Source organism: Bradyrhizobium sp. USDA 4532 (assembly GCF_024171315.1).
In the GTDB taxonomy this organism is placed as follows: Bacteria; Pseudomonadota; Alphaproteobacteria; order Rhizobiales; family Xanthobacteraceae; genus Bradyrhizobium; species Bradyrhizobium australafricanum.
In genome coordinates, this window is the sequence record NZ_JALJZN010000001.1 from 511123 (window position 1) to 534895 (window position 23773).

Genomic DNA, 23773 nt, shown 5'->3' on the forward strand with positions numbered 1-23773 from the left:
GGCCGGGAAGGCCGACAGGAACGCTTCCGGCCGGCAGGCGTTTTCTCTGAACATGACAATGACTGACTGGTCAGTCATATTATGGCCATGACAAAGCGCATCGAAAAGACGACCCGCTCCCGGCCCGCCAAGCGCCGGACCACCGCGATCCGGGCTGCCGCGGCGAGGATCCCGAAGGTGGCCTCGGCAAAGCTGCCCGAGGCCAAGCCTGCTGCGAACCGCGCCGAGAAATCGGCGGAGCGGCGCGCTGCGATCGTCGAGGCGGCGATGGACGAGTTCATTGCGCGCGGCTTCGCCGCGACGCGGCTCGACGATGTCGCCAGGCGGGCGGGCGTCGCGAAGGGCACGCTCTATCTGTACTTCAAGGACAAGGAGTCGATGTTCGAGGAGTTGATCCGCACCGCAGTCGTGCCCTTGGTCAATCGCATGGCCGCGCCGCCCACCATCACCGGCCCGGTGCGCGATGCGGTGGAGAGGTTTGCCGAGACCTTCATCCGCGAGATCGTGTCGACCCGGCGCGGCGACATCGTCCGTTTGATCGTCTCCGAAGGGCCGCGCTTCCCGACGATCGCCGACTTCTATTTCCGCGAGGTGGTGTCGAAGGGGATGGCCGCGATGCAGGCGCTGATCCAGCTTGCGATCACGCGCGGCGAGATCAGGCAGCGCCAACTCGCGCAGTTTCCGCAACTCGTCGTGGCGCCCGCGATCGTCGCGGTGATCTGGCAGGGCCTGTTTGCCCGGCACGCGCCGCTCGATGCCCTCGCGATGTTCAAGGTTCATCTCGATCTGATCTTCGGCGAACGGAGCAAGCCATGACCGGCTCGCGCATGATGAAGCTCGTGACCGCAGTCGTGCTGGCGGCGGCGCTGGCCGGTTGCCAGGAGAAGCGTGATCCCGGCTTCCAGGGCTGGGTCGAGGCCGACATGATCTTCGTCAGCCCCGATGAATCCGGCCGCGTCATCAAGCTCAATGTGCGCGAAGGCGACGAGGTCAAGCCCGGCGATCTGCTCTATTCGGTCGACGACGATTTGCAGCGCGCCGATCTCAACCAGAACAATGCGACCCTCGCCAATGCGCGGCAGAGCTATGACCGCGCGGCCTCGCTGCGCGGCACCGGCGCCGGCACCCAGGCCAATCTGGATTCCGCGGTCTCGGCGCTGCGCGTCGCGGAGGCGCGGGTCAACACCTCGCAGACCCGGCTCGACCGTCGCAAGGGCTTTGCGCCGATCGCGGGCTCGATCCAGCAGATCTATTTCCGCGAGGGCGAGATGGTGCAGGCGCAGCGCCCGGTGCTGTCGATCATGCCGCCCGGCAACATGAAGCTGCGCTTCTTCGTGCCGGAGGCCGAGCTGCCGAAGCTTGCGCTCGGCGACGAGGTGAGGGTGACCTGCGACAATTGCGCCGCCGACCTCACGGCAAAGATCTACTTCATCGCCACCACGGCGGAGTACACGCCGCCGGTCATCTACAGCCTCGATGAGCGCAACAAGCTGGTCTATCTGATCCAGGCGCGGCCGAGCCGGCCCGATGTGCTGCGCGTCGGTCAGCCGATCAGCATCTACCTCAATCCCAAGACGCCGGTGGCGGAGCGCAGATGAACGGCGGCTCCACCAGCGCGCGGTCCGACGCACCCTCCATCGCGATCGATGTGAAGGGGCTGACCAAGTCGTTTGGCGGACGCGAGGTCGTCCATGACCTGTCGATGCAGGTCAAGCGCGGCTCGATCTACGGCTTCCTCGGTCCCAACGGCAGCGGCAAGACCACGACCATCCGCATCCTGTGCGGCCTGCTGACGCCCGACAGCGGCGAGGGCACCTGCCTCGGCTACGACATCCGGCGCGATGCCGACAAGATCAAGCGCAAGGTCGGCTACATGACGCAGCGCTTCAGCCTCTACCAGGATCTGTCGGTGCGCGAGAATCTCGAATTCGTGGCGCGGCTCTATGGCATGCCGGACGCGCGCGGCGCCGCGGCCGACATGATCGCGCGGATCGGGCTGAAGGGCCGCGAGGAGCAGCTCGCCGCCAACCTTTCCGGCGGCTGGAAGCAGCGGCTGGCGCTCGGCGCCTGCACGTTGCCCAATCCGCAATTGCTGCTGCTCGACGAGCCGACCGCCGGCGTCGATCCCAAGGCGCGGCGCGATTTCTGGAACGAGATCCACGCGCTCGCCGCCGAAGGCCTCACCGTGCTGGTCTCGACCCATTACATGGACGAGGCCGAGCGCTGTCACGAGATCGCCTACATCGCCTACGGTCATCTCTTGGCCCATGGCACGGTGGACGAGGTGATCGCGGCGTCCGCGCTGTCGACCTGGACGGTGACGGGCGAGGATTTCAACGGCCTGATGGCCGAGCTCACGGACAAGCCCGGCGTCGACATGGTGGCGCCGTTCGGCACCAGCCTGCACGTCTCCGGCCGCGACAAGGCGGCGGTCGAGGCCGCGATCGCGCCCTATCGGGACAATTCGAAGTGGCATTGGCAGGCCAGCGAGCCGTCGCTCGAAGACGTCTTCATCGATCTGATGGGGCGCTCCAAGGATAATTTCCAAGGATAATCTCCAGGGATAATTGCGATGAGCGCAACGGAATCGATCCAGAACAGCGAGGCGAGGGAGCCGGCATTCGGCTTCTGGCGGCGCAGCTACGCGATGCTGGTCAAGGAGTTCATCCAGCTTCGCCGCGACCGCGTCTCTTTCGCCATGATCATCATGCTGCCGGTCATGCAGCTGACGTTGTTCGGCTACGCCATCAACACCACGCCGCGCAATCTGCCGACCGCGGTGCTGACCCAGGAAGACAGCGATCTCGGCCGTTCGATCCTGAAGGCAATGGAGAACACCGCCTATTTCCATTTTGTCCGCGAGGTCCACACCGTCGAGGAATTCGACGAGCTGCTGCAATCCGGCAAGGTGCTGTTCGGCGTCGAAATCCCGCGCGGCTTCGAGCGCGCGGTGCGGCGCGGCGACAGACCGGCGCTGCTGGTCGCCGCCGATGCCACCGACCCGGTCGCGTCGGGCTCGGCGCTCGGAGCACTCGGGCCGCTGGTGCAATCGGCGCTGGCGCATGATCTGCACGTCGGCGATCCCCCGGACATGCCGTTCGAAATCCGCGCCCACGCCCGTTACAACCCGGCGGCGGACTCGCGCCTCAATATCGTGCCCGGTCTGGTCGGAACTATCCTGACCATGACCATGCTGATCTTCACCGCGCTCTCGGTGACGCGCGAAATCGAGCGCGGCACCATGGAGAGCCTGCTGTCGATGCCGATCAAGCCGGTCGAGGTGATGTTCGGCAAGATCATCCCCTATGTGCTGGTCGGCTTCATCCAGGCCACGCTGATCATCGCCATCGGCATTTTGCTGTTCGGCGTGCCGGTCCTCGGCAGCCTCACGCTGCTGGCGCTGCTCACCACGCTGTTCATTACCACCAATCTGTCGATCGGCTACACCTTCTCGACCATCGTCCAGAACCAGCTGCAGGCGATGCAGCTCTCGATGATGTTCTTCCTGCCGAGCATCCTGCTGTCCGGCTTCATGTTTCCGTTCGCGGGCATGCCGGTCTGGGCGCAATATATCGGCGAGGGGCTGCCGCTGACCCATTTCGTGCGCATCGTGCGGGCCATCATGCTGAAGGGCGCGGCGATGCAGAACCTGCAATACGACACCGCCGCATTGGTCGCCCTGATGCTGTTCGCCATGACGATCGCGGTGACGCGCTTCCGCCGTACGCTCGATTGAGGCTATGATGGATGCCATCAATGATCGTCATTTCGGGGCGATGCGAAGCATCGAACCCGGAATCTCGAGATTCCGGGTTCGCTTCGCGCCCCGGAATGACGGGGTGGGAGGCATGGCGGAATCTTCGGACAAAAACAGCGTAGCGGCAGACACAACCGTATCCGCCGACTTCCATCACGCCCTGATGCGCGAGGTGATGACCACCGAGTTGCTCCGCATCAAGGTGCTGATCGCTACCGCCGCTGCCCTCGCGGCGATCAGTCTGCTGGTGTATTTCTTTGCGCCCGATGCGGTCAGCCGCGTCTGGCACGGCAACCTCAGCCCCGTCTACGTCTTCTACGTCACCATTCCGCTGATCCTGTTCGAGTTCTGGGTGCACGGGGCGATCAGCTGGCACATGCGCAAGGGGCGCGACCTGCCGGTGGTCCGGCGCTACATCGGCGTGCTCGTCGAGACGTCGCTGCCGACCGTCGTGCTGGCGCTGCACATGAATAGCATGGGGCCGCAAGAGGCGCTCGGATTCGTGGCGCCGCTGATCTATTTCGTCTTCATCATCCTGTCGACGCTGCGGCTCGACTTCTGGCTCTCGACCTTCACCGGCTTCGTCGCGGCGGTCGAGCTGTTCTATATGGCGGTGTTCTTCCATCCCTCGGGCGGCGGCGCGGCCGAGACCAGCATCTACTATCACGCCGCGCGCAGCGCGATCATCCTGATCTGCGGCATGCTGGCCGGCGCAGTCGGCATGCAGCTGCGCCGGCAGTTCGCGGCCAGCATCGCGGCCGCCACCGCGCGCGATCGCATCACCAACCTGTTTGGCCAGCACGTCTCGCCGCAGGTGGTCGAACGTCTGATGACGGAGGGGGCCGGCACCGGCAGCGACATCCGCCGTGTTGCGGTGATGTTCGTGGATTTCCGCAGCTTCACGGCCGGTGCGCGCACCCGCTCGCCGCAGGAGGTGGTCGACAGGCTCGATGGCGCCTTTGCCGTGCTGGTCGATATCCTCGATCGCCATGGCGGCATCGTGAACAAGTTTTTGGGCGACGGCTTTCTCGCGCTGTTCGGTGCCCCGTTCGAGACCGGCGACGCCGCGCATCAGGCGGTCGCCGCCGCGCGTGAAATGCTCGCCGCGAACGAGCGCACCAACGCGGCGACGAGCTGGCCGCTGCGCATCGGCATCGGCGTCCACATCGGCGAGGTCGTCGCCGGCAATATCGGCTCGCCCCGGCGCAAGGAGTACACCGTGATCGGCGACACCGTGAATTTTGCCGCGCGGCTCGAGGCGCTGAACAAGGAGCTCGGCTCGCAGTTTTTAATTTCCTCCGCGGTGCGCGAGGCGCTCGGCGATGACTGCAAGGACGCGGTGTCGCGCGGCGAGATCCCGGTGCGGGGCTACGAGCACCCGGTGCACGTCTGGCAGTTGGGGTAGGCGGCGACGCTCACATGATCCGAGGCAATCACGCACGGCTCCTCAAGCCGCGCGAGCTGCCTGCATGTGACTTGCCCGCGATTGTACCGAGTGCTCTGAAGGGCATCGCTCGGGCCGTGGTACGGTGACGTCATCGGAATGACCGGAGCACGAGGACAAGCAGGATGCAGCGGCGCTATATCACCGTCGACGTTTTCACCGACCGCGCCTTCGGCGGCAACCCGCTCGGCGTGGTGCTCGACGCCGAAGGGCTCTCGACCGAAGAGATGCAGGCGATCGCGACCGAGTTCAACTATTCCGAGACGACCTTCGTGCTGCCGCCGCAGGACAAGGTCAACGACGCCCAGGTTCGCATCTTCACGGTGCGCTCGGAAATTCCGTTCGCCGGCCATCCCAATGTCGGCACCGCCTTCGTGCTGGCAAGCCGGGCCGCGAAGGCGCCGGCGCGCTTGAGGTTCGAGGAGAAGGCGGGCCTCGTGCCGGTCGAGATCCTGTCCGACGGCGGCAATGTGGTCGGGGCCGAGCTGACCGCGCCGCAGGCGCTACAGCGGACCAATGAGGTCAGCGCGGCCGCCGCCGCCGCGTGCCTGTCGCTGACGGCGGCTGATGTGAAGACCAATCGGCACGCGCCGCAGGTCGTCTCGGTCGGGCTGCCATTCCTGGTGGTCGAGATCGCCTCGCGCGAGGCGCTGAGGCGCGCCCGGCCGGATGCTGCGGCGTTCGCCAGGACGCTGGCCGAGATCGGCCGCGACGTGGTCTATTTCTACACGCGCGACGTGCCGGCGAGCGAGCAGCCGCTCGACCTGCAGGCGCGCATGTTCCATCCGGGCGCCAGCGGCCTGTCCGAGGATCCCGCCACCGGCAGCGCGACCGCGGCTTGCGCGGCGCTGCTCGCCGATATTGATCCCGCGCGCGATGGCGAATTGCGGCTGCGGATCGGGCAGGGCGTCGACATGGGCCGGCCGAGCCTGTTGCTGACGCGCGTGCGCAAGCAAGGCGGCGTGATCACTTCGGTGCATGTCGGCGGCGGCTGCGTGACGATGATGGAGGGAACGCTGAACGTGCCGGGCGAGGCAGGCTAGAGCTGCGGTGCCGCCAGGTTCTCGATCCTGACGCCGTCGCGCTCTTCAATGATCTCGGCGATCCATCGACGGTGGCAGTGCTGGTGGTCGCGCTCGTAGCAGAGGATGCAGACCGGGCCGGACTGCTTGACCAGCGCCGACAGCTCGTCGAGCTCTTCCTTGGCCTGCGCCGTCTTTAGGTGCGCCGAATAGATCTTGTGCAGCAGCGCATATTGCCCGCTGCGTGCCGCTTCCCGTCCGCTTTTCGGGGTGCCGAGACCGCGCAGATGGACGTAGCCGATGCCGCGCTCGTCGAGACCGGCGGCGAGCTGGGTCTTGGAGAAGCCGGGCCGGCGCGAGGAGGCGATGGCGCGGACGTCGACCAGCAGCTTGACGCCGGCCTGCTCGAGCTCGTCGAGCACCGCCTTCGACGGCGTCTGCTCGTAGCCGATGGTGAACAGCTTCCTGGCCTTCGCCATCGGTTCTCGCTCACTTCACCCGTTCGATCAGTTCCATCGCGCCGGCCGGCGCGCGGACCTTGCCCTCGTGGATCACATAGGCGAACACGTCGCGCGGCGCCTTCTTGGGCGCGGTCTTCTCGACCTTCGGCAGGTCGTCGGGCTCGCTGCCGGCGGCCCAGTCCTGAAACCGCTTGGCCCAGGCGTCGAGCTGCTTCGGCGGATAGCAGGTCTTCAATTCGTCATTGCCCTTCTGCAGCCGCGCATAGACGAAGTCGCTCGCGACGTCGGCGATCGCCGGATATTTGCCGTGCTCGGCGAACACCACCGGTACCTCGTGCTCGCGAATGAGGGCGACGAATTCGGGCACGCAAAAACTGTCGTGGCGGACCTCGACGACGTGGCGCAGCGCGCGGCCGTCGAGCTTGCGCGGCAGCAGCTCGAGGAACTTGCCGAAATCGGCGCCGTCGAACTTCTTGGTCGGCGCGAACTGCCAGAGCACCGGCCCGAGCCGGTCCTTCAGCTCCAGCACGCCCGAATCATAGAACCGCTTCACCGAATCGCCGGCCTCGGCGAGCACGCGGCGGTTGGTGGCGAAGCGTGGTCCCTTCAGCGAGAAGATGAAGCCGTCGGGCACTTCGCTGGCCCATTTGCGAAAGCTCTCCGGCTTCTGCGAGCCGTAATAGGTGCCGTTGATCTCGATCGAGGTCAGCTTGGAGGCGGCGTAGGACAGCTCCTTCGCTTGCGCGAGCTTCTCCGGATAGAACACCCCGCGCCACGGCTCGAAGGTCCAGCCGCCGATGCCGATATAGATGTTGCCTGCGTCGGTCTTGGTTTTGGTCGCCTTGGTGGGAGCTTTGGCCACGACTGCACTCATCGTGAGGGAGGGAACAGGAAGCAAGACTAATCAAAATAATCGTGATTGGCCAGTTTGCCAGATCGGCACGGCGGCGCTTATCGTCGCTGTCGCTCTTCGCTACGATGCGCCGAAATGGAGAACAACAATGCGCATGCTGGTTGCGGCCGCCCTCTTGATCATGTCCTCCGCCGCCATATCCTCCGCTGCAATGGCCGATGAGGTCGACGATGCGCACAAGCTCGCGATCACCGGCCGCGACGCCTACTGGAATTGTCTCGCCCGCGAATATCCCCGCGACAGCAACAAGGCGATGTCCGACCAGGAGTTCACCTCGCTGATCGCCAATGTCTGTCCGTCGGAGCGGCAGAACTTCCGTGTGTCGCTGATCGACTTCCTGTCGCTGCAATTTCCGAAGCAGGACGCCGACGCGAATCTGACGACCGCCAACCGTGCGATCGAGCTCGCGCAGAAGGACATCGTGACCGCCTTCACCCGGCGCAGGGCCGCGGCCAAATAGGTTCCCAAATCCTGTTGCGGCCGGCCGATTTTTGATATCAATCCGCGCAGGCGAGGGGATCATCGGCATGAGATCACAATCGACGGCAGGTTTCTTGGGCGCACTGGTCGCGGCCGTCGCGCTGGCGGCGGCGTTCATCTACGGGCCGTCGCCGAGCCAGCTCCGTAACCCGACCCGGTCCGCCGCACAGCCGCAGGCGGCTCCAGCTGCCGAGGCCGCGCCGGCAGCCCCGGCGCCACGCGGCCCGGTGATCCGGGAAGTCCCGAACAACTAGCGCCTCCTGCGCCCCTTGCGGACCGCCTGGGACCTTCCTATCTTGCTTCCAACGGCGACGTTGCAGCTTCAGGGCTCCGGCGCCGGACGACCACGACATTGATTGGCTGCGCCGGATGTACGCGCGCCCCTTGTTCGTGGTCGTTGGCATTTTCAGGGGTGTTTTGCCCCGTTTTCCCGCTTTCCGAGCGTGCGTTTGGGTCGGCCTGCCTTGGCAGCGGGAGAGGCTGCGGCTATACGCTGGCGCTCATGAACCAAGCCATCAAGCCGAGCCCCGAAACCTCATCGCAGGCAGCAAGCTTGCCGCTGCTTTCGGTGGTCGTCCCGACCTTCAACGAACGCGACAATGTCACGGTGCTGTACCGCCGGCTCGACGCGATCCTGAAGGACGTGTCCTGGGAAGTCATCTTCGTCGACGACAATTCGCCCGACGGAACCTGGGACGTGGTGCGCGCGCTGGCGCGGAAGGATTCCCGCGTGCGCTGCATCCGCCGGATTGGCCGGCGCGGCCTGTCCGGCGCCTGCATCGAGGGCATTCTGGCCTCGAGCGCGCCCTATGCCGCGGTGATGGACGCCGACCTGCAGCATGACGAGACCCAGCTGCCGAAGATGGTGGCGCTGCTGCAGAGCGGCGAGGCCGAGCTCGTGGTCGGCAGCCGCTACATCGAGGGCTACAAGGCCGACGGCTTCAACAAGCAGCGCGCCGGTGCCAGCGCGTTCGCCACCGAGATCGCGCGCCGCGCGCTGAAGGTCGAGATCGCCGACCCCATGAGCGGCTTCTTCATGATCCGCCGCGACCGTTTCGAGCAGCTCGCGCCGCAGCTGTCGACGCAGGGCTTCAAGATTCTGCTCGACGTCGTAGCGACTGCGGAGGGCAAGCTGCGCGCGGTCGAGATTCCCTACACGTTCGGTGCCCGCCAGCATGGCGAGAGCAAGCTCGACTCCATGGTCGCGCTCGACTTCCTCGGTTTGGTGCTGGCGAAGCTGACCAATGATCTGATCTCGCTGCGCTTCATTTTGTTCGCGGCGGTCGGCGGGCTCGGCCTGGTGGTGCACCTCACCGTGCTGTTCATCGCGCTCGAACTGTTCAAGGCGCCATTCCCGGAGGCCCAGGCCACCGGTGCGATCGTCGCCATGACCAGCAATTTCATCCTCAACAATTTCCTGACCTATCGCGATCAGCGGCTGAAGGGCTTTGGCATCCTGCGCGGCCTGCTGCTGTTCTATCTGGTCTGCAGCGTCGGCCTGCTCGCCAATGTCGGCGTCGCGTTCTCGGTCTACGACCAGGAGCCGATCTGGTGGCTGGCGGGCGCAGCCGGCGCGCTGATGGGCGTGGTGTGGAATTACGCGATGTCCGGGCTGTTCGTCTGGCGCAAGCGATGACGGTGGCATGAACGCGGACGAGGCGCGGCTGGCCCGAAACACCGCGCTTGCGGTGTGCGCGCTGGTCGTGTTGCGGCTGGCCGCCGCTGCATGGACGCCGCTGACTTTCGACGAAGCCTATTACTGGATGTGGTCGAAGTCGCTCGCCGGCGGCTATTACGACCATCCGCCGATGGTGGCGGTGGTGATCCGGCTCGGCACCATGATCGCGGGCGATACGCCGTTCGGCGTGCGGCTGGTGTCGATCCTGCTCGCACTGCCGATGAGCTGGGCGATCTACCGGGCGGCCGAGATCCTGTTCGGCGGCCGGCGCATCGCCGCGAGCGCAACCATCCTGCTCAATGTCACGCTGATGGCCGCCGTCGGCACGCTGATCGTGACGCCAGATGCGCCGCTGCTGGTCGCTGCCAGCCTCCTGCTGTACGCGCTGGCAAAGGTGCTGGAGAGCGGTCGCGGCGAATGGTGGCTTGCGGTCGGCGCCAGCGCCGGCGCGGCGCTGCTGTCGAAATACTCGGCGCTGTTCTTTGGTCCGGCGATCCTGATCTGGCTTGCGATGGTGCCGAAGCTGCGGCGCTGGTTTCTGTCGCCCTGGCTCTATCTCGGCGGCCTGGTCGCGCTCGGCCTGTTCAGCCCGGTCATCCGCTGGAATGCCGACCATCACTGGGTGTCGTTCATCAAGCAGATGGGCCGCGCGCGGATCGAGGATTTCCGGCCGACCTACATCGCCGAGCTGATCCCGACCCAGTTTGCGTTCGCAACGCCATTGGTCTTCATCCTCGGCGTGATGGGCCTCTACGCGCTCTATCGGCGCCGCGCCGGCGCGCTGGAGGCGCGCGTGCTGGTCAACACGATGTTCTGGACCATCGTCGTCTACTTCACCTGGCACGCATTGCATGCGCGGGTCGAGGCCAACTGGTTCGCGCCGGTCTATCCCGCCTTTGCCGTAGCGGCCGCGGTCGCGGCAGTCCAGGTGCAGTGGGCGCCGCGCGAGCAGCGCACGGTCGATTTCTGCCGCCGCTGGGCCGCGCCCCTCGGCGTCGTGCTGTTCGCGCTGCTGATCGTGCAGGCCAACACCGGTTTGCTCTCGGGCTACCGCCGCGACGCCACCGTGCGCAGCGTCGGTGTCGGCTGGCCGGAGCTTGCGGACGAGATCGAGGCGACCCGCGTGCGGACCGGCGCGAGCTGCGTGCTGGCGGCGGATTACGGCACCACCGGCTGGCTCGCCTTCTATCTCCCCAAGGGCACCTGCGTCGCCCAGCAGGGCCAGCGCATTCGCTGGGTCAACATGTCAGAGCCGAGCCCTGAGCAGTTGTCCGGCAAGCTGCTCTATGTGCATGAGGTCGAGCAGGCGATGCCGGCCTCGCTGCGCGACAATTTCGCCCATATCGAAACGGTGGCCGAAGCCAAGCGCATGCGGGGGCCGCTGACCATCGAGACCTACGCGCTCGACCTGCTGGAAGGCGCAAAGGGCGAGATCCTCGACCGTTCCTCGCCGCCGGAACTGCAATAAATCCTCGCCGTTGAGTGTCGGATCGTCCGGGGCCGGCTCGTCTTCCAGACAGCCCGTCAACCACGCGAGGTTCCAACCATGACCAGTTCCGTCCTCAAGCCCGCCACCGAGCTCGCCACGACCAATGTTAGGCGCTTTCCCAATGAGAGCGCCGAGTATCGCCGCGCCCGCCAGGAATTGCTCGTCGAAGAGATCGAGCTGCGCCGGCATATCGAGCGCGTCGCCGCGCTGCGCCGCGCATTGCCGCCGGGCGGCGAGGTGGCCAAGTCCTATGAGTTCATCGGAGAGGCCGGTGCGACATCGCTCGCCGATCTGTTCGGCAGCAAGCCGACCCTCATCATCTACAGCTACATGTACGGCCCGCAGCGCGAGAAGCCGTGTCCGATGTGCACATCGTTCATGGGCACGTGGGAGGAGAAGCTGCCCGATATCGAGCAGCGCGTGTCGTTCGTGTTCGTGGCGCGCTCGCCGATCGCACGCCTGATCGAGGCGAAGAAGGCGCGCGGCTGGACGCGTCACAGGATCTACTCGGATGCATCGGGCGATTACACGCGCGACTATGTCAACAAGGATGACAGCGACCTGCCGGGCTACAATGTCTTCACACGCCACAACGGCACGATCCGTCATTTCTGGGCCGGCGAAATGGGGGCGGGCACGATGGACCCCGGCCAGGACCCGCGCGGCGCGCCGGACATGGATCCGCTGTGGACCTTGCTCGACACGACGCCTGAAGGACGCGGCAAGGACTGGTATCCGAAGCTCAGCTACTGAGAGATGGTTTTTGCTCGATCCCCGCGCGATTACGGGGCGATCTGCAAGGAAATTCTCCCCTGAATATATTCCGGTATGCCGCGCTGGAGCGGCATACCGGAATGTCCCATGATGGGACAGAAAAGCCGCTTTGGCGGTCCAATGTCATCTTAAAAAAGCCCTACGCCACAGGCACTTCCCGCGCTGCAGGGGATCGCATCCGGTTAAGTCGCATTTAACTAAAAGTCGCCTTAATGGCCGTCTGTGCCCCCGCGCGACGTTGAGCCGAACACCCGTTCGACCCCGCGTCGAGTGAGGGACAAAGGTGGACCTGTTTTGAGCGCCGGGCGTATGGGTACGAGTGCGTATGTTCTTGGGGCGCCAAGCCGCAAGAAATCCTCCCGAAAAATTCTCCCACAGCATTTCCTCGGCAGCGCCGCGGTGGCGGGGCTGGTGCTTGGCTGCGCCTGGACCGTTTACGCCAACATTTTTGCGGCGAGCGTCTATCCCTCCGTGGGCAATGCGTCGTTCGATGCGCCGGTGGTGAAGCGGCCCGTCGCGGTCGCTGCGCGGCCGACGCCTGCCTTCAACGAGGTGTTCGCGTCCCTGACGCCAGCACCGGCGGCGCCCGCGAAGACCGAGGTCGCGAAGTCGGAAGCCCCGGCATCGTCGCTTATGTTTAACGATCGGTTTGCGGCCGCCTCGCCCGAGGGCGTCGCATCCAGCGTCGTGGCTGACGCCGCATCGCAGATCGACCCGATCAAGCAGGCCGCTGCGCCCAAGGTCGCCGAAGCGGCGAGGGCGGTCGTCTCCGCGGAGCTTGCCGAGACATCGAAGGCGTTGCCGGCGCCGAAGTCGGTCGAGACCGCCAAGAAGCAGGCCGCCGCCAATCTGAAGGTGGCGCTCAACGATCCCGCTGCGGACGTTCAGCCCAAGGGGGCCGATAAGGCGTCCGAGGCGAAGCCTGCCGAGTCCAAGCAGGCTGCGAAATCCGGCGGCGTTCGCGACATGGCCGCGCGCGCCAAGGCCGCGGTGATGTCGATCGCATCGAACGACCGGCAGACCATGGTCGAAAAACTGTGGGGCAAGCGGGAGTCGAGCGGCGGACTGCTCTCCTTCGCTTCAGCCGACGCGAACGTGACCGGCAGCATCCCCTCGACGTTGGACCAGAACCCGATGCTCGGCGGCTCGCCGCCCTATGACCGTCAGACCGCAGTCTACGACATCTCGGCCAAGACCGTGTACCTGCCCGATGGCACGCGCCTCGAGGCGCATTCGGGCCTCGGCTCCAGGCTCGACGACCCCAGATCCTCGCATCTGAAGATGGTCGGCGTGACGCCACCGCACATTTACGAACTCAAGCCGCGCGAGGCGCTGTTCCACGGCGTGCCGGCACTGCGGCTCAATCCGATCGGCGGCGAGGGCAAGATCTTCAACCGCGACGGCCTGCTCGCGCACACCTTCATGCTCGGTCCGAACGGCGACTCCAACGGCTGCGTCTCGTTCAAGGATTATTACGCGTTCCTCGACGCCTACCGTAACAAGGGCATCCGCCGTCTCGCGGTGCTCGCGCGGATTCAGTAGTCAGAGCGGGCAGCGGCCCACCGTTGCGGCCTGATCGACGTCTGGAACCCGATGCCATAGTCGCTATATTGTGCTGATCCAGGGCGAGTCCAAGCTCGGCAACGGATCTGGTGCAAGCGAACATGTCTCCTACACCCTCCATCGAAACCCCGCCGCCGATCACGACCGAAGCGTTCGTCGATGCCGCCGCGGCCGTTGCCCGCCTCGAAGAGATCTACGTGCGCAACACTGAATTCCTGCGCAATCGCTTTGAGGCCTATGTCAACGGCGTGCCGTTCACGACGCGGGTGCGGGCACATTACCCGTTCGTCCGCATCACGACCTCGTCGCATGCGCGGCTCGACTCGCGGCTTGCCTACGGCTTCGTCGCAGGACCCGGCGTCCACGAGACCAGCATCACGCGCCCCGATATCTTCCGGACCTATCTCACCGAGCAGATCGGGCTTCTGATCAAGAACCATGGCGTGGCGGTCGAGATCGGCGAGTCGAACGAATCTATCCCGATCCATTTCGCCTATCGCCGCGACATCAATATCGAGGCGGCGCTGACCATCGCCGACAGTTCGGCGTTCACAAGGTCGCTGCGCGACATCTTCGATACGCCCGATCTCGCGGCGATGGACGATGCGATCGCCGACGGGACCTTTGAGCTGACGCCGGGCGTGCCGGAGCCGCTGGCGCTGTTCCGCGCGGCGCGGGTCGATTACTCGCTGCGCCGGCTCTACCACTACACCGGCACCGACCCGGAGCACTTCCAGAATTTCGTGATCTTCACGAACTACCAGTTCTATGTCGATGCCTTCGTGCAGCTTTCCCAGGAGCGCCTTGCGTCGGGCGAGGCCGGTCTCGAGGCCTTCGTCGCGCCCGGCAATGTGATGACGCACAATGCGCGGCTCGGCGGCGGCATCACCGGGACCCCGTCCGAACGCGTCCCGCAGATGCCGGCCTTTCATCTGGTCCGGCCCGGCTATCGCGGCATTACCCTTATCAATATCGGAATCGGTCCGTCCAATGCGCGCAACATCACCGATCACGTCGCGGTGCTGCGGCCGCATGCCTGGCTGATGATCGGGCACTGCGCCGGACTGCGCAACACGCAGCGGCTCGGCGATTATGTGCTCGCCCATGGCTATGTGCGCGAGGACCACGTGCTCGATCACGAGCTGCCGCTCTGGGTGCCGATCCCGGCGCTTGCGGAGATGCAGGTCGCGCTTGAGGAAGCCGTCGGCGAGGTGACCGGGCTCACCGGCTTCGAGCTCAAGCGGCTGATGCGCACCGGCACGGTCGCCAGCGTCGACAACCGCAACTGGGAGATCAGCGGGCCGCAGGTGATCCGGCGCATGTCGCAGTCGCGCGCGGTCGCGCTCGACATGGAATCGGCGGCGATCGCCGCCAACGGCTATCGCTTCCGCGTACCCTACGGCACGCTGCTATGCGTCTCCGACAAGCCGCTGCACGGCGAGATCAAACTCGCAGGCATGGCCAGCGAATTCTACCGCCAGCGCGTCGGCCAGCACCTTGAGATCGGTCTCAAGGCGCTGGAGCGGCTCAAGCAGCAGGAATCCGAACGCCTGCATTCGCGCAAGCTGCGCAGCTTCGCCGAGGTCGCGTTTCAGTAGCGCAACGCCGGGCGGGGCGGCCCTCAGGCAAGCGCGTTGCCGCGGGCGATGATCGCGAAGCGGTCGGACAGTTCGGCGAGCGCGACGTCGTGAATCAGCCTTGCGGCAATCGTGCCGCCGACGCCGTCGGGCAGGTCGCGGGTGGCGCAGCTGTCGGCGTCGATCGTGGTGCGGAAGCCGAGATCGAGCGCGGCGCGGGCCGTCGAGCTCACGCACATATGCGTCATGAAGCCGGCCAGCACCAGCTCCTTGCGGCCGGTCGCGGCAAGCTGCGCGTTGAGGTCGGTGCCGGCGAACGCGTTCGGCAATTGCTTCTCGATCACGATCTCGCCCGGCCGCGGCGCCAGCGGCGCGACGATCGCGCCACGCTCCGCGCTGCGGTCGAACAGGCTGCCCGGCTGGCCCTTGTGCGCGATGTGGATGATCGCGGCGCCGCTTTCACGGGCGCGCGCGAGCAATGCGGTGGCGCGCGCAATCGCCGGGTTGGCGTCGGGCAGCGCCAGCGGACCGGCCAGATATTCGTTCTGGATATCGATCAGCACCAGGCAGCTGTCGCCGAGGCGGGGCGGGGTGAGGTCGATACCGGCAAGCTGCATCAATGTCTTGGCTGACGTCATGGTCGTTCTCCAGCGGATGTATCGCCGAAAACATAGCCCGGGATCGGCCTGCCGTTATGCAGGGATACTGCAGCCAGTGGCTGCGTTATTGCAGGTGGCCGCCGCAGGATGTAGCCTGCCGCCATGAACTGGGACGATCTTCGCATCATCGCGGCCGTCAGGGATGAGAGCACTTACGCGGGCGCCAGCGCGCGGCTGCGCATCGACGAGACCACGGTCGGGCGCAGGCTGGCGCGGATCGAGCGCGCGCTCGGCCTGCGCCTGTTCGAGGCCGTCGATGGCGTTCGCAAGCCGACCCGGCAGTGCGACATGGTGCTCGCGCATATTGAGGCGATGGCCGCGCATGCCGAGGAGATCGGCCGGATCGGCGAAAGCCTGCCTGGTCCGGTCGGGCGGCTGCGCATCGCCTCCACCAGCGCGATCGCCGAGGAGGTGCTGGCGCCGCGCACAAGTGAATTCCTGCGCGCCCATCCAGGCCTGACGCTGCAGTTTCTGACGTCGAGCGACAATGTAAAATTCTCGCGCTGGGAGGCCGATCTCGCGATCCGCTTGCGCAAGCCGGACAAGGGCGACTTTGCGATCTCGAAGCTTGCCGAGGTCAGGTTGTATTTCTTCGAGCCGGCCGCGACGACAGCGGGCGAAGCGATGCTGTGCGCCTATCCCGACGAGCTTGGAGGGATTCCGGAAATGCAGTTCCTGCGCGCGAAGCGGCTTCGCGCGCGCTGCGTCACCGACAATGTCCGGATCATCCACACGCTGATTCAGTCGCATCACGCGGTCGGCGTGTTGCCGGAGCACAGCTGTGCCGACCTGCTGACCGACCAGCGTTTGCGCGCCACGCTGCTGCCGAAGCGACGCGACGTCTGGCTCCTGGTGCAGAACCATCTCAAGCGCGACGCGGCGACGCGCGTCACCATCGACTGGCTGCGCGCCTGCTTGTAGGATGCCACGCAGAGGGGGTGAGGTGCCCTCGCAATGACGGGACGTGCCGCGACGCGTGGGTCACAGCAGCGCCCCGTCATGAAAAAATCACACGCAGCCCTCTTGCAACCCGGACGTGCTTCGTCTATTAGCCCGCTCCTTCGCTTCGGCCACGGGTTCGGGCTCGTTGAGATCCCGACTGGCGCGAGCCGCTTTGCGGTGTCGTGTTCCGCCGAAATGAAGATCGCGAGATGAAGCTCATGGTCGAGCGTCGGGGATGAAGTCCCGAAGGCATCGGTTCGAATCCGGTCTCTCACAAAGGATAGCTCAGTTGGTTAGAGCAGGTGAATGATACTCATCGGGTCGCGGGTTCGATTCCCGCTCCAAGCGCTCCGTTTCAGCCTGTAAAGCTGATACCTCTGAAGGGGACCGGACGCGCGTTTCAGTCGCAGTCCGGCCGTCCTGCCGCAAGGCATTTCGTCCGAACATCGACACTGTGAGACCGGCTTTGCGCCGCGGTGGATACCGCTTGCGCTGATGCCGGGTGGCTCCGCTCGGCCGCGCGACATTCGTCGCGCGAACGCGCGCGTGCGCCCGTCATCGCGCAAGCCTTAAGCCACGGCCCGCTTGGCTGACAGGAAGCCGCGTTCGCGTCCTCACGTCCTTTGCCAAATGCAACCCGCTCTCAGGCCCATGGGCCTGATGGCAAACGATGGAGGCGTGTCATGACCTGGCACTTCTTGACGACCAATTTGACGGTGAAGGATGGCGAGCGCGCGTTGCTGACGCGCAACGGCCGGCTCGAGCAGGTGCTCGCGCCCGGACGTCACCGCCTGTTCGATCCCCTGCATCAGCTCAAGGCCGAGCTGTTCAGCGTCGTGCGGACCGAATTCCCCGCGGATCGCTTCGCGGTGATCAAGGCCGCGCGGCCTGATCTCGCCGACGAGCTGTTCGAGGCGGTGGAAACCCGCGCGAACGAGATCGCGATCGTCAGCCTCGACGGCCGTCCCGTGCAACTGATGACGCCTTGGCAGACGCGCGTGTACTGGAAGATCGCGACGTCGGTCGAGGTCGAGCGCATCGACGTCACCAGCGATCCCAGGGTCACGGCACGCCACCTCGCGATGATCCAGCCCAACCGGGCCGGCGTCATCACCGAGGCGGTGGTCGAGAACCACGAGGCCGGTCTGCTCACGGTCGAGGGCAAGCTGGTCGAGCGGCTCGCGCCCGGCCGGCACGCGTTCTGGATCGCGGGCCGCAAGATCGAGGTCAAGCGCCTCGATTTGCGTCCCCAGGCGGTCGAGATCACGGCGCAGGAGATGCTGACCAAGGATCGCATCGCGCTGCGCGTAACGCTGACCGCGTTCCGCCGGATCGTCGATCCCGAGCGGGTCGTGGCAACGGTGCCCGACGTGGATGCGTGGCTGTACCGCCTGGTGCAGTTCGCGATCCGCGAGGCGGTGGCCGGCCGCACGCTGGACGAGGTGCTGTCCGCGAAGACGGCGCTCGATACGGAGCTTCGCGACTTCGTCCGCGATCGTGTCGCGGACAGCGGCGTCGAGGTCACCGAGCTCGGCGTGAAGGACGTGATCCTGCCCGGCGAGATCCGCGAGCTGGTCAACAAGGTGGTGGAGGCGGAGCGGGTGGCGAAGGCCAACCTGATCCGCCGCCAGGAGGAGACCGCGGCGACGCGTTCGCTCCTGAACACCGCCAGGCTGATGGAGGAGAACCCTCTGCTGCTCCGGCTCAAGGAGCTGGAGTCGCTCGAGCGTCTGGTCGAGAAGGTCGGCCGCATCGACCTGCATGCGGGGGAGGGCCAGGGCCTCGATGCGCTGCTGACCAAGCTGGTGCGTCTCAAGGCGCCCGAGAGCGCGTAAGACAGGAAGGGCCGCCCACGGGCGGCCCTTCGATTTTTTCGCCGGGACGGACCGCCGGCACTCGTACGAATGTTAGCGTGCAGACGGCTGTAACCGGGCACCGCCACTGCACAATTCGCATCTCCTGCGTCACGCCGCAAAACAGAGGTGCCACTCCGGTCAGATTGCGATAACGTTCATGCACCGTGGTCCATTCGGCCAGCCGTCAACCCGTCGGTGAAGCCAGTGCAGCAGATTGCGGAATGGCTCGAGAAGCTGGGACTTGGGCAATACGCGCTGCGTTTTGCCGAGAACGGGATCGACCTCGGCGTTCTTCCCGAACTGACGGATGAAGACTTCGACAGGCTCGGCGTCCTGCTCGGCCATCGCCGCAAGATGCTGCGCGCGATCGCCGATGTCAATCAAGCCGAACTGATCGCCGCGCCGGTTTCACCGCACGATGCCGAGCGCCGCCACCTCACCGTGATGTTCTGCGACCTGGTCGGCTCGACGGCGTTATCGGCACGTCTCGATCCCGAGGACATGTGGGAGGTGATCCGCGCCTATCGCGCGGCCTGCGCGCAGGTGATCACGACATATGACGGCGCCGTTGCCAGATTTATCGGCGATGGGATCCTTGCTTATTTCGGCTATCCCCGCGCCCACGAGGATGATGCGGAGCGCGCGGTGCGCGCCGGCCTCGACGTCATCGCCGCAATCGGCAAGCTCGAGACCCGCGCGGACGAGGGGGTTGCGGTGCGGATCGCAATCGCGAGCGGGCTCGTCGTGGTCGGCGACCTCGTCTCCGGCGGCGCGTCGGAGGAGCAGGCGCTGGTCGGCGATGCGCCGAACATCGCCGCGCGGCTGCAAAGCCTGGCGGAGCCGGGCGTGGTCGTCGTGGCGGCCTCGACCCGCCGGCTGCTCGGCAATTTGTTCACGCTGCGCAACCTCGGCCGCCGCGAGGTCAAGGGCATCTCCGAGCCGATCGCGGTGTGGGCCGTCGAAGGCGAGCCGGCATCGGAAAGCCGTTTCGAGGCGGTGCGCACCGCGCGCTCGATCGGCTTCGTCGGCCGCAAGGCGGAGATCGAATTTGCGCTGTCGCGCCAGCAACTGGCGTGGCAGGGCCAGGGCCAGGCCGTGCTGATATCGGGCGAAGCGGGTATCGGCAAATCGCGCATCGTGGCGATGCTCTCCGACAGCCTGGCGCCCGGAACACACCGCCGTGTGCGGTATCAATGCTCGCCCTATCACACCAACAGCGCGCTGCACCCCTTTGTCGGCCAGCTCGAGCGTGCCGCCGGCATCAGGTCGGAAGATGCGCCGGAGCAGAAGCTGGACAAGCTCGAAGCCATGCTGGCGCTCGGCACGCAGCACGTGCCCACCGTGACACCGCTGATCGCAGCGCTGCTGTCGATCCCGACCGGCGAGCGCTATCCGCCGCTCGGCCTCAGCCCGGCGCAGCAGCGGCGGCAGACATTCGCAGCGCTGCTCGACCAGCTCGAGGGCCTCGCCCGGCAGCAGCCGGTGCTTGTCGTCTGCGAAGACGTGCATTGGGCCGATGCCACGTCGCTCGAGCTGCTCGACCTCGCGGTCGACCGGATCAGGGGGCTGCCGATCCTGATGCTCATGACGTTCAGGCCGGAGTTCGAGCCGCCATGGGCGGGGCTCGCCAATGTCAGCCTGCTGCGGCTCGATCGGCTCGACCGGCAGGATACGCGCGCGCTGATCGAGCAGGTGACCGTCGGCCGGTTGCTGCCCGGCGAGATGATGGCGCAGATCGTCGAGCGGACGGACGGTGTCCCGCTGTTCGTCGAGGAGCTGACCAAGATGGTCATGGAGTCGGGGCTGCTGGTCGAGAATGCCGGGCGCTATCGCCTCGACAATCCGCTGCCGCCGCTGGCGATCCCGGCAACGCTGCAGGACTCGCTGATGGCACGGCTCGACCGGCTGGCGCCGGTCAAGGAGGTGGCGCAGATCGGTGCCGCGATCGGCCGTGAGTTCTCATATGCGCTGCTGCGCAGCGTGGCAGGGCGCGACGATCTGACGCTTGCCGCGGCGCTTGCTCAGCTCGAAGAGGCCGAGCTGCTGCTGCGCCGGGGCGTGCCGCCGGACGCAAGCTACAGCTTCAAGCACGCGTTGGTCCAGGAAGCGGCTTACGAGAGCTTGCTCAAGAGCCGCCGGCAATTGCTTCACAAGCATATCGGCGATGTGTTGCGCGACAAGTTTGCCGAGATGGCCGAGATCGAGCCGGAAGTCGTCGCCTACCATTTCACCGAGGCAGGGCTCGGCGAGACCGCGCTGGCGTGGTGGCGCAAGGCCGGTCAGCAGGCGCTGAAGCGCTCGGCCTATTGTGAGGCGATCGCGCATCTCGGCAAGGCGGTCGCCATCGCCGATGAACTTCCCGACGAGCCGGATCGGATGATCGGCCGGCTCCATCTGCAAATCGCCTACGGCCGCGCGCTACGGGGCAGTCTCGGGCACAGCGCCCCCGAGACGGTCGCCGCCTGGACCCGCGCCCGGCAGTTCGCCTCCGATATCGATGATCCGATCGAAATGGCGCCGATCCAGTCGGGCCTCTTCAACGCCTGCTTGACCCACGGCGAGCTCGCGCCGATGCGGGAGTTGGCGGAGGCGATCATGGGCGCAGCGGAGCGGCACCCGCAGTCGCCGGTGGCGAGCGTCGTCGCGCGCTGGACCAGCGGGGTAACCTGCTGGTTCGCGGGCGAGTACCTGAACGCGGGCATCCATCTCGAGCAGGCCTTCGCGGCCTATGCGACCGAGCCGGATCCGGCAACCTTCAAGGCGTCGACGCTCGACTTGCCGTTCGTCATCATGAGATTTCTCGCCCTGGTGCTTTGGCCGCGCGGCGAGATCGATCGGGCCCGGCAGCTCGCGGGCGCCGCGGTGGACGTCGCCGGGAAACAGCGCGCGCTCGCGCGCGCCAATGCGCTGGTTCACAAGGCCGTCTTCGACGGGCTGTGCGGCAGCAGGTTGCGTCAGACCGAGACGATCCTGGCCCTGGGCCTGGCGCGCGACCACACGATGCCGTTGTATGTCGCCGCCGGCACCTATCTCAACGGTCTGGAGAAGTGGCGTGCCGGCGACCGCGCCGCAGGTCTCGCGGAGATGCAGCGTGGCTGGTCGTTGCTTCACGAGAACGACTGCTACCTCTGTGAACCGTTCTGGGGATTGCAGATTGCCGTGGCGAATGCGGAGGCCGGGCATGTCGATGCCGGGCTCGACATCATCAATGAGTTGATCGAGGCGACGGAGCAGTCCGGGCAGCACTGGCTGGATGCCGAGCTGTACCGCGTGCAGGCTGGGCTGCTGTCGCATCGTCACAGCCCCGACATGTCCAGCGCCGAGGATGCCTTCCGTCGTGCCCTCGAGATTGCTCGAAGGCAGCAGACCAGGACGTTCGAGCTGCGCAGCGCGCTGGGACTTGCACGTCTTTACAGCCGCAGCGGCCGCGCAGAGGAGATATCTCAATTGCTGGCGCCGGTGCTCGCCGGTTTCGATCCGGCGCTTGATCTCGGCGAGATCAAGGACGCGCAGGAACTGCTCACGCAGGCGCATCGGTGGCCGGACCGCCACTCGCGCGCGTCTTGACGGGTGCCGCAGCGGCGGCGCGGTCGCACCGCGTCCGCCCACGCCCGCGCAGATGGTGAAAGAGAAGGGTCGGATCTGGCGCGCGGCGCGAGCGATGCGAAACTGGAACTGTTGGGTTCCCGAAGTTCTACGGTGTAACGATGCGCATTTTGCTATTGCGTCCGGCGGCGCATTTGCATCTAACTTTAAGGACGCCGCCGCGGAGAATTCCGCCTTGCGGTCAAGCGTTTGGAATATGTTTTTGATCCCGTGTTCGAGTGAGTATGCTGTGCGACCCTTGACGTTCCCGCAGGTGAGCATTTCCGGTGGAACTTGTAATCGCCTTCTCGCGACATTGTCGCCGGCGGATCTGGACCTCCTGAGACCCGAACTTGAGACCGTTGCGCTCGAACAGGATGCAGTCCTGGCGCGCGCCGGTGACGAGATCGACCACGTCTTCTTTCCTCACAGCGGCGCGATCCTGTTGATGATCGACATGGCGGATGGGCAGACGGTCGCAACCGGCGTGGTCGGATGCGACGGGGCCGTGGGCAGTCTTTCGGTTCTCGGAGCCTCGCCGTCAGGCATTACCGCCGTCGTTCGTGCGGCTGGTACCGCCTCGCGGGTTCCGGCGGCGCGCTTTCACGCCGCTTTCGGGCGCAGTCCGGGGATTCGGCAGGCAATCCAGAAGCACGTCAGATCGATGCTGATCCAGTTTCAGCTCGGCTCCGCTTGCAATGCGCTCCACCCGGTCGAGGCGCGGATGGCGCGCTGGCTGCTTCAGCTTCGCGACCGCGTCGACAGCGACGTCCTCCCGCTGACCCAGCAAGCGCTGTCGCAAATCCTCGGCGTGCGACGAACGACGGTGACCTTGCTGATGGGCAATCTGCGCAAGCGCGGTGCGATCAGGTCAGATCAACGAGGCCAGATCGAGATCGACCGGGCGCGGCTATTGGCGGCGGCGTGCGAATGCCATCGCGTCATGCGTATCGAGGCCGAGGAGATCTTCTCGGGCGACAGGGTTCGAACGCGAGGAATGGCGCCGGCTAACGATCCGGGTATCCCGGAAATCGAGGCTGACGACGCCGTGTGAGCGCGTTCCCTGCTGCGATCAGCTTCCCGGCCGCCGATCAAGCTCCCGCGTCGGGGAGGATACCCTTTCGAGCTCCGCAATCTCACGCAGCACCTTTGCGGTCTCGCGCAACTCATTGCGCTTCGGACCGGGCTTCAGCCGTCGTGCTTCATCGAGAAAGTCCTTGGCCTGCAGCAGCCAGGCAGATGTTTCGGTCGAGATCTGTACCTGCGCCATGGTGTCCCTCCATCGCGGTCGTCAAAAGTGGTGGCCATTTCAGGCCGGTGAACCGCCGCCGCGGCGCCGCCGCACGCGGATGCTCGGCTCATCGACCCAGGCGTCCCGCGCAAACCAGGCGTGATCCGCGCGGCAAAATGGACAGGGCGTGCGCGAGAAGAACACGGTACTGCGTCGAAAGCTCTCGCGATCGGTCTTGATTCCGGTGGAAATCGCGTGCCCGGTTTGCGGACATCTGACCATCACCATGCCCATGAGCGCCTCCCTCCCATATTGCCTTTTGCTTTTTGCCTGTTGCCTTGC

22 protein-coding genes and 2 tRNA genes are annotated in these 23773 nt (G+C 65.8%); 19 read left to right on the plus strand and 5 right to left on the minus strand.

The window, feature by feature from the left end; genetic code table 11:
- The first annotated feature begins 81 nt into the window (after positions 1–81).
- From J2R76_RS02390 to J2R76_RS02415, 6 genes are all read left to right on the plus strand, one after another.
- Positions 82–816, plus strand: coding sequence for a TetR/AcrR family transcriptional regulator (locus tag J2R76_RS02390; protein ID WP_076828528.1), 735 nt, complete (start codon positions 82–84; stop codon positions 814–816).
- Positions 813–1598, plus strand: a complete 786-nt coding sequence (locus J2R76_RS02395) for an HlyD family secretion protein (RefSeq protein WP_038388292.1) — start codon at positions 813–815, stop codon at positions 1596–1598. Before J2R76_RS02390 ends, J2R76_RS02395 begins: the two co-directional genes overlap by 4 nt.
- Positions 1595–2554: an ABC transporter ATP-binding protein gene (locus J2R76_RS02400; RefSeq protein ID WP_076828530.1), complete on the plus strand. Its 960-nt coding sequence runs from the start codon at positions 1595–1597 to the stop codon at positions 2552–2554. Before J2R76_RS02395 ends, J2R76_RS02400 begins: the two co-directional genes overlap by 4 nt.
- An 18-nt stretch (positions 2555–2572) precedes the next feature.
- Positions 2573–3736 (plus strand): ABC transporter permease, encoded by a 1164-nt coding sequence (locus J2R76_RS02405; RefSeq protein ID WP_076828531.1) that lies wholly within the window; start codon positions 2573–2575, stop codon positions 3734–3736.
- 112 nt (positions 3737–3848) lie between these two features.
- The gene (locus J2R76_RS02410) at positions 3849–5162 is read left to right on the plus strand and encodes an adenylate/guanylate cyclase domain-containing protein (RefSeq protein ID WP_076828564.1); all 1314 of its coding nucleotides are present in this window, start codon (positions 3849–3851) and stop codon (positions 5160–5162) included.
- Between the two features lie 164 nt (positions 5163–5326).
- Positions 5327–6244 (plus strand): PhzF family phenazine biosynthesis protein, encoded by a 918-nt coding sequence (locus J2R76_RS02415; protein WP_076828533.1) that lies wholly within the window; start codon positions 5327–5329, stop codon positions 6242–6244.
- Here the strand turns inward: J2R76_RS02415 and J2R76_RS02420 are convergent.
- Positions 6241–6702: a DUF488 family protein gene (locus J2R76_RS02420; protein ID WP_057018441.1), complete on the minus strand. Its 462-nt coding sequence runs from the start codon at positions 6700–6702 to the stop codon at positions 6241–6243. The two genes, J2R76_RS02415 and J2R76_RS02420, sit on opposite strands and share 4 nt — an antisense overlap.
- 10 nt (positions 6703–6712) lie before the next feature.
- Entirely contained in the window at positions 6713–7546 is an 834-nt protein-coding gene (locus J2R76_RS02425; protein ID WP_076828565.1) for a DUF72 domain-containing protein, read from the minus strand.
- Positions 7547–7685: 139 nt separating this feature from the next.
- Here J2R76_RS02425 and J2R76_RS02430 point away from each other — a divergent pair, with 139 nt between their 5' ends.
- From J2R76_RS02430 to J2R76_RS02460, 7 genes are all read left to right on the plus strand, one after another.
- On the plus strand, positions 7686–8057 hold the full coding sequence (locus J2R76_RS02430) for a hypothetical protein (RefSeq protein ID WP_028339943.1): 372 nt from the start codon (positions 7686–7688) through the stop codon (positions 8055–8057).
- 67 nt (positions 8058–8124) lie between these two features.
- On the plus strand, positions 8125–8331 hold the full coding sequence (locus J2R76_RS02435) for a hypothetical protein (RefSeq protein WP_057018442.1): 207 nt from the start codon (positions 8125–8127) through the stop codon (positions 8329–8331).
- Between the two features lie 248 nt (positions 8332–8579).
- On the plus strand, positions 8580–9713 hold the full coding sequence (locus J2R76_RS02440; protein ID WP_076828534.1) for a glycosyltransferase family 2 protein: 1134 nt from the start codon (positions 8580–8582) through the stop codon (positions 9711–9713).
- Positions 9714–9720: 7 nt separating this feature from the next.
- A complete protein-coding gene (locus J2R76_RS02445; protein ID WP_076828536.1) occupies positions 9721–11223 on the plus strand; it encodes a glycosyltransferase family 39 protein in 1503 nt (500 codons plus the stop codon).
- A gap of 78 nt (positions 11224–11301) precedes the next feature.
- A complete protein-coding gene (locus J2R76_RS02450; protein WP_076828538.1) occupies positions 11302–11997 on the plus strand; it encodes a DUF899 family protein in 696 nt (231 codons plus the stop codon).
- A 330-nt stretch (positions 11998–12327) separates the two neighbouring features.
- A complete protein-coding gene (locus J2R76_RS02455) occupies positions 12328–13560 on the plus strand; it encodes a tlde1 domain-containing protein (protein WP_256520316.1) in 1233 nt (410 codons plus the stop codon).
- Positions 13561–13682: 122 nt separating this feature from the next.
- Complete coding sequence (locus J2R76_RS02460; RefSeq protein ID WP_076828540.1) at positions 13683–15179, plus strand: AMP nucleosidase; 1497 nt, start codon at positions 13683–13685, stop codon at positions 15177–15179.
- A gap of 23 nt (positions 15180–15202) precedes the next feature.
- Here J2R76_RS02460 and J2R76_RS02465 read toward each other — a convergent pair whose 3' ends face one another.
- On the minus strand, positions 15203–15796 hold the full coding sequence (locus J2R76_RS02465; RefSeq protein ID WP_028336826.1) for a cysteine hydrolase family protein: 594 nt from the start codon (positions 15794–15796) through the stop codon (positions 15203–15205).
- 123 nt (positions 15797–15919) lie between these two features.
- On the opposite strand from J2R76_RS02465, the gene J2R76_RS02470 reads away from it, so the two are divergent.
- The 6 genes from J2R76_RS02470 to J2R76_RS02495 all read left to right on the plus strand — a co-directional run bounded on the left by J2R76_RS02470 (position 15920) and on the right by J2R76_RS02495 (position 23254).
- Positions 15920–16738: a LysR family transcriptional regulator gene (locus J2R76_RS02470; RefSeq protein WP_076828541.1), complete on the plus strand. Its 819-nt coding sequence runs from the start codon at positions 15920–15922 to the stop codon at positions 16736–16738.
- Between the two features lie 225 nt (positions 16739–16963).
- Positions 16964–17035, plus strand: a tRNA-Phe gene (locus J2R76_RS02475).
- A gap of 2 nt (positions 17036–17037) precedes the next feature.
- Positions 17038–17104: transfer RNA gene (locus J2R76_RS02480), tRNA-Ile, on the plus strand.
- A 338-nt stretch (positions 17105–17442) separates the two neighbouring features.
- Positions 17443–18594, plus strand: coding sequence for a slipin family protein (locus J2R76_RS02485; protein ID WP_076828543.1), 1152 nt, complete (start codon positions 17443–17445; stop codon positions 18592–18594).
- 225 nt (positions 18595–18819) lie between these two features.
- Complete coding sequence (locus tag J2R76_RS02490; protein WP_076828545.1) at positions 18820–22182, plus strand: adenylate/guanylate cyclase domain-containing protein; 3363 nt, start codon at positions 18820–18822, stop codon at positions 22180–22182.
- 334 nt (positions 22183–22516) lie between these two features.
- Complete coding sequence (locus tag J2R76_RS02495; protein WP_083715044.1) at positions 22517–23254, plus strand: Crp/Fnr family transcriptional regulator; 738 nt, start codon at positions 22517–22519, stop codon at positions 23252–23254.
- Between the two features lie 18 nt (positions 23255–23272).
- Here J2R76_RS02495 and J2R76_RS02500 read toward each other — a convergent pair whose 3' ends face one another.
- Positions 23273–23470 (minus strand): hypothetical protein, encoded by a 198-nt coding sequence (locus J2R76_RS02500; RefSeq protein ID WP_057018449.1) that lies wholly within the window; start codon positions 23468–23470, stop codon positions 23273–23275.
- A gap of 39 nt (positions 23471–23509) precedes the next feature.
- On the minus strand, positions 23510–23725 hold the full coding sequence (locus J2R76_RS02505; protein WP_028352345.1) for a hypothetical protein: 216 nt from the start codon (positions 23723–23725) through the stop codon (positions 23510–23512).
- Between the last annotated feature and the right edge of the window lie 48 nt (positions 23726–23773).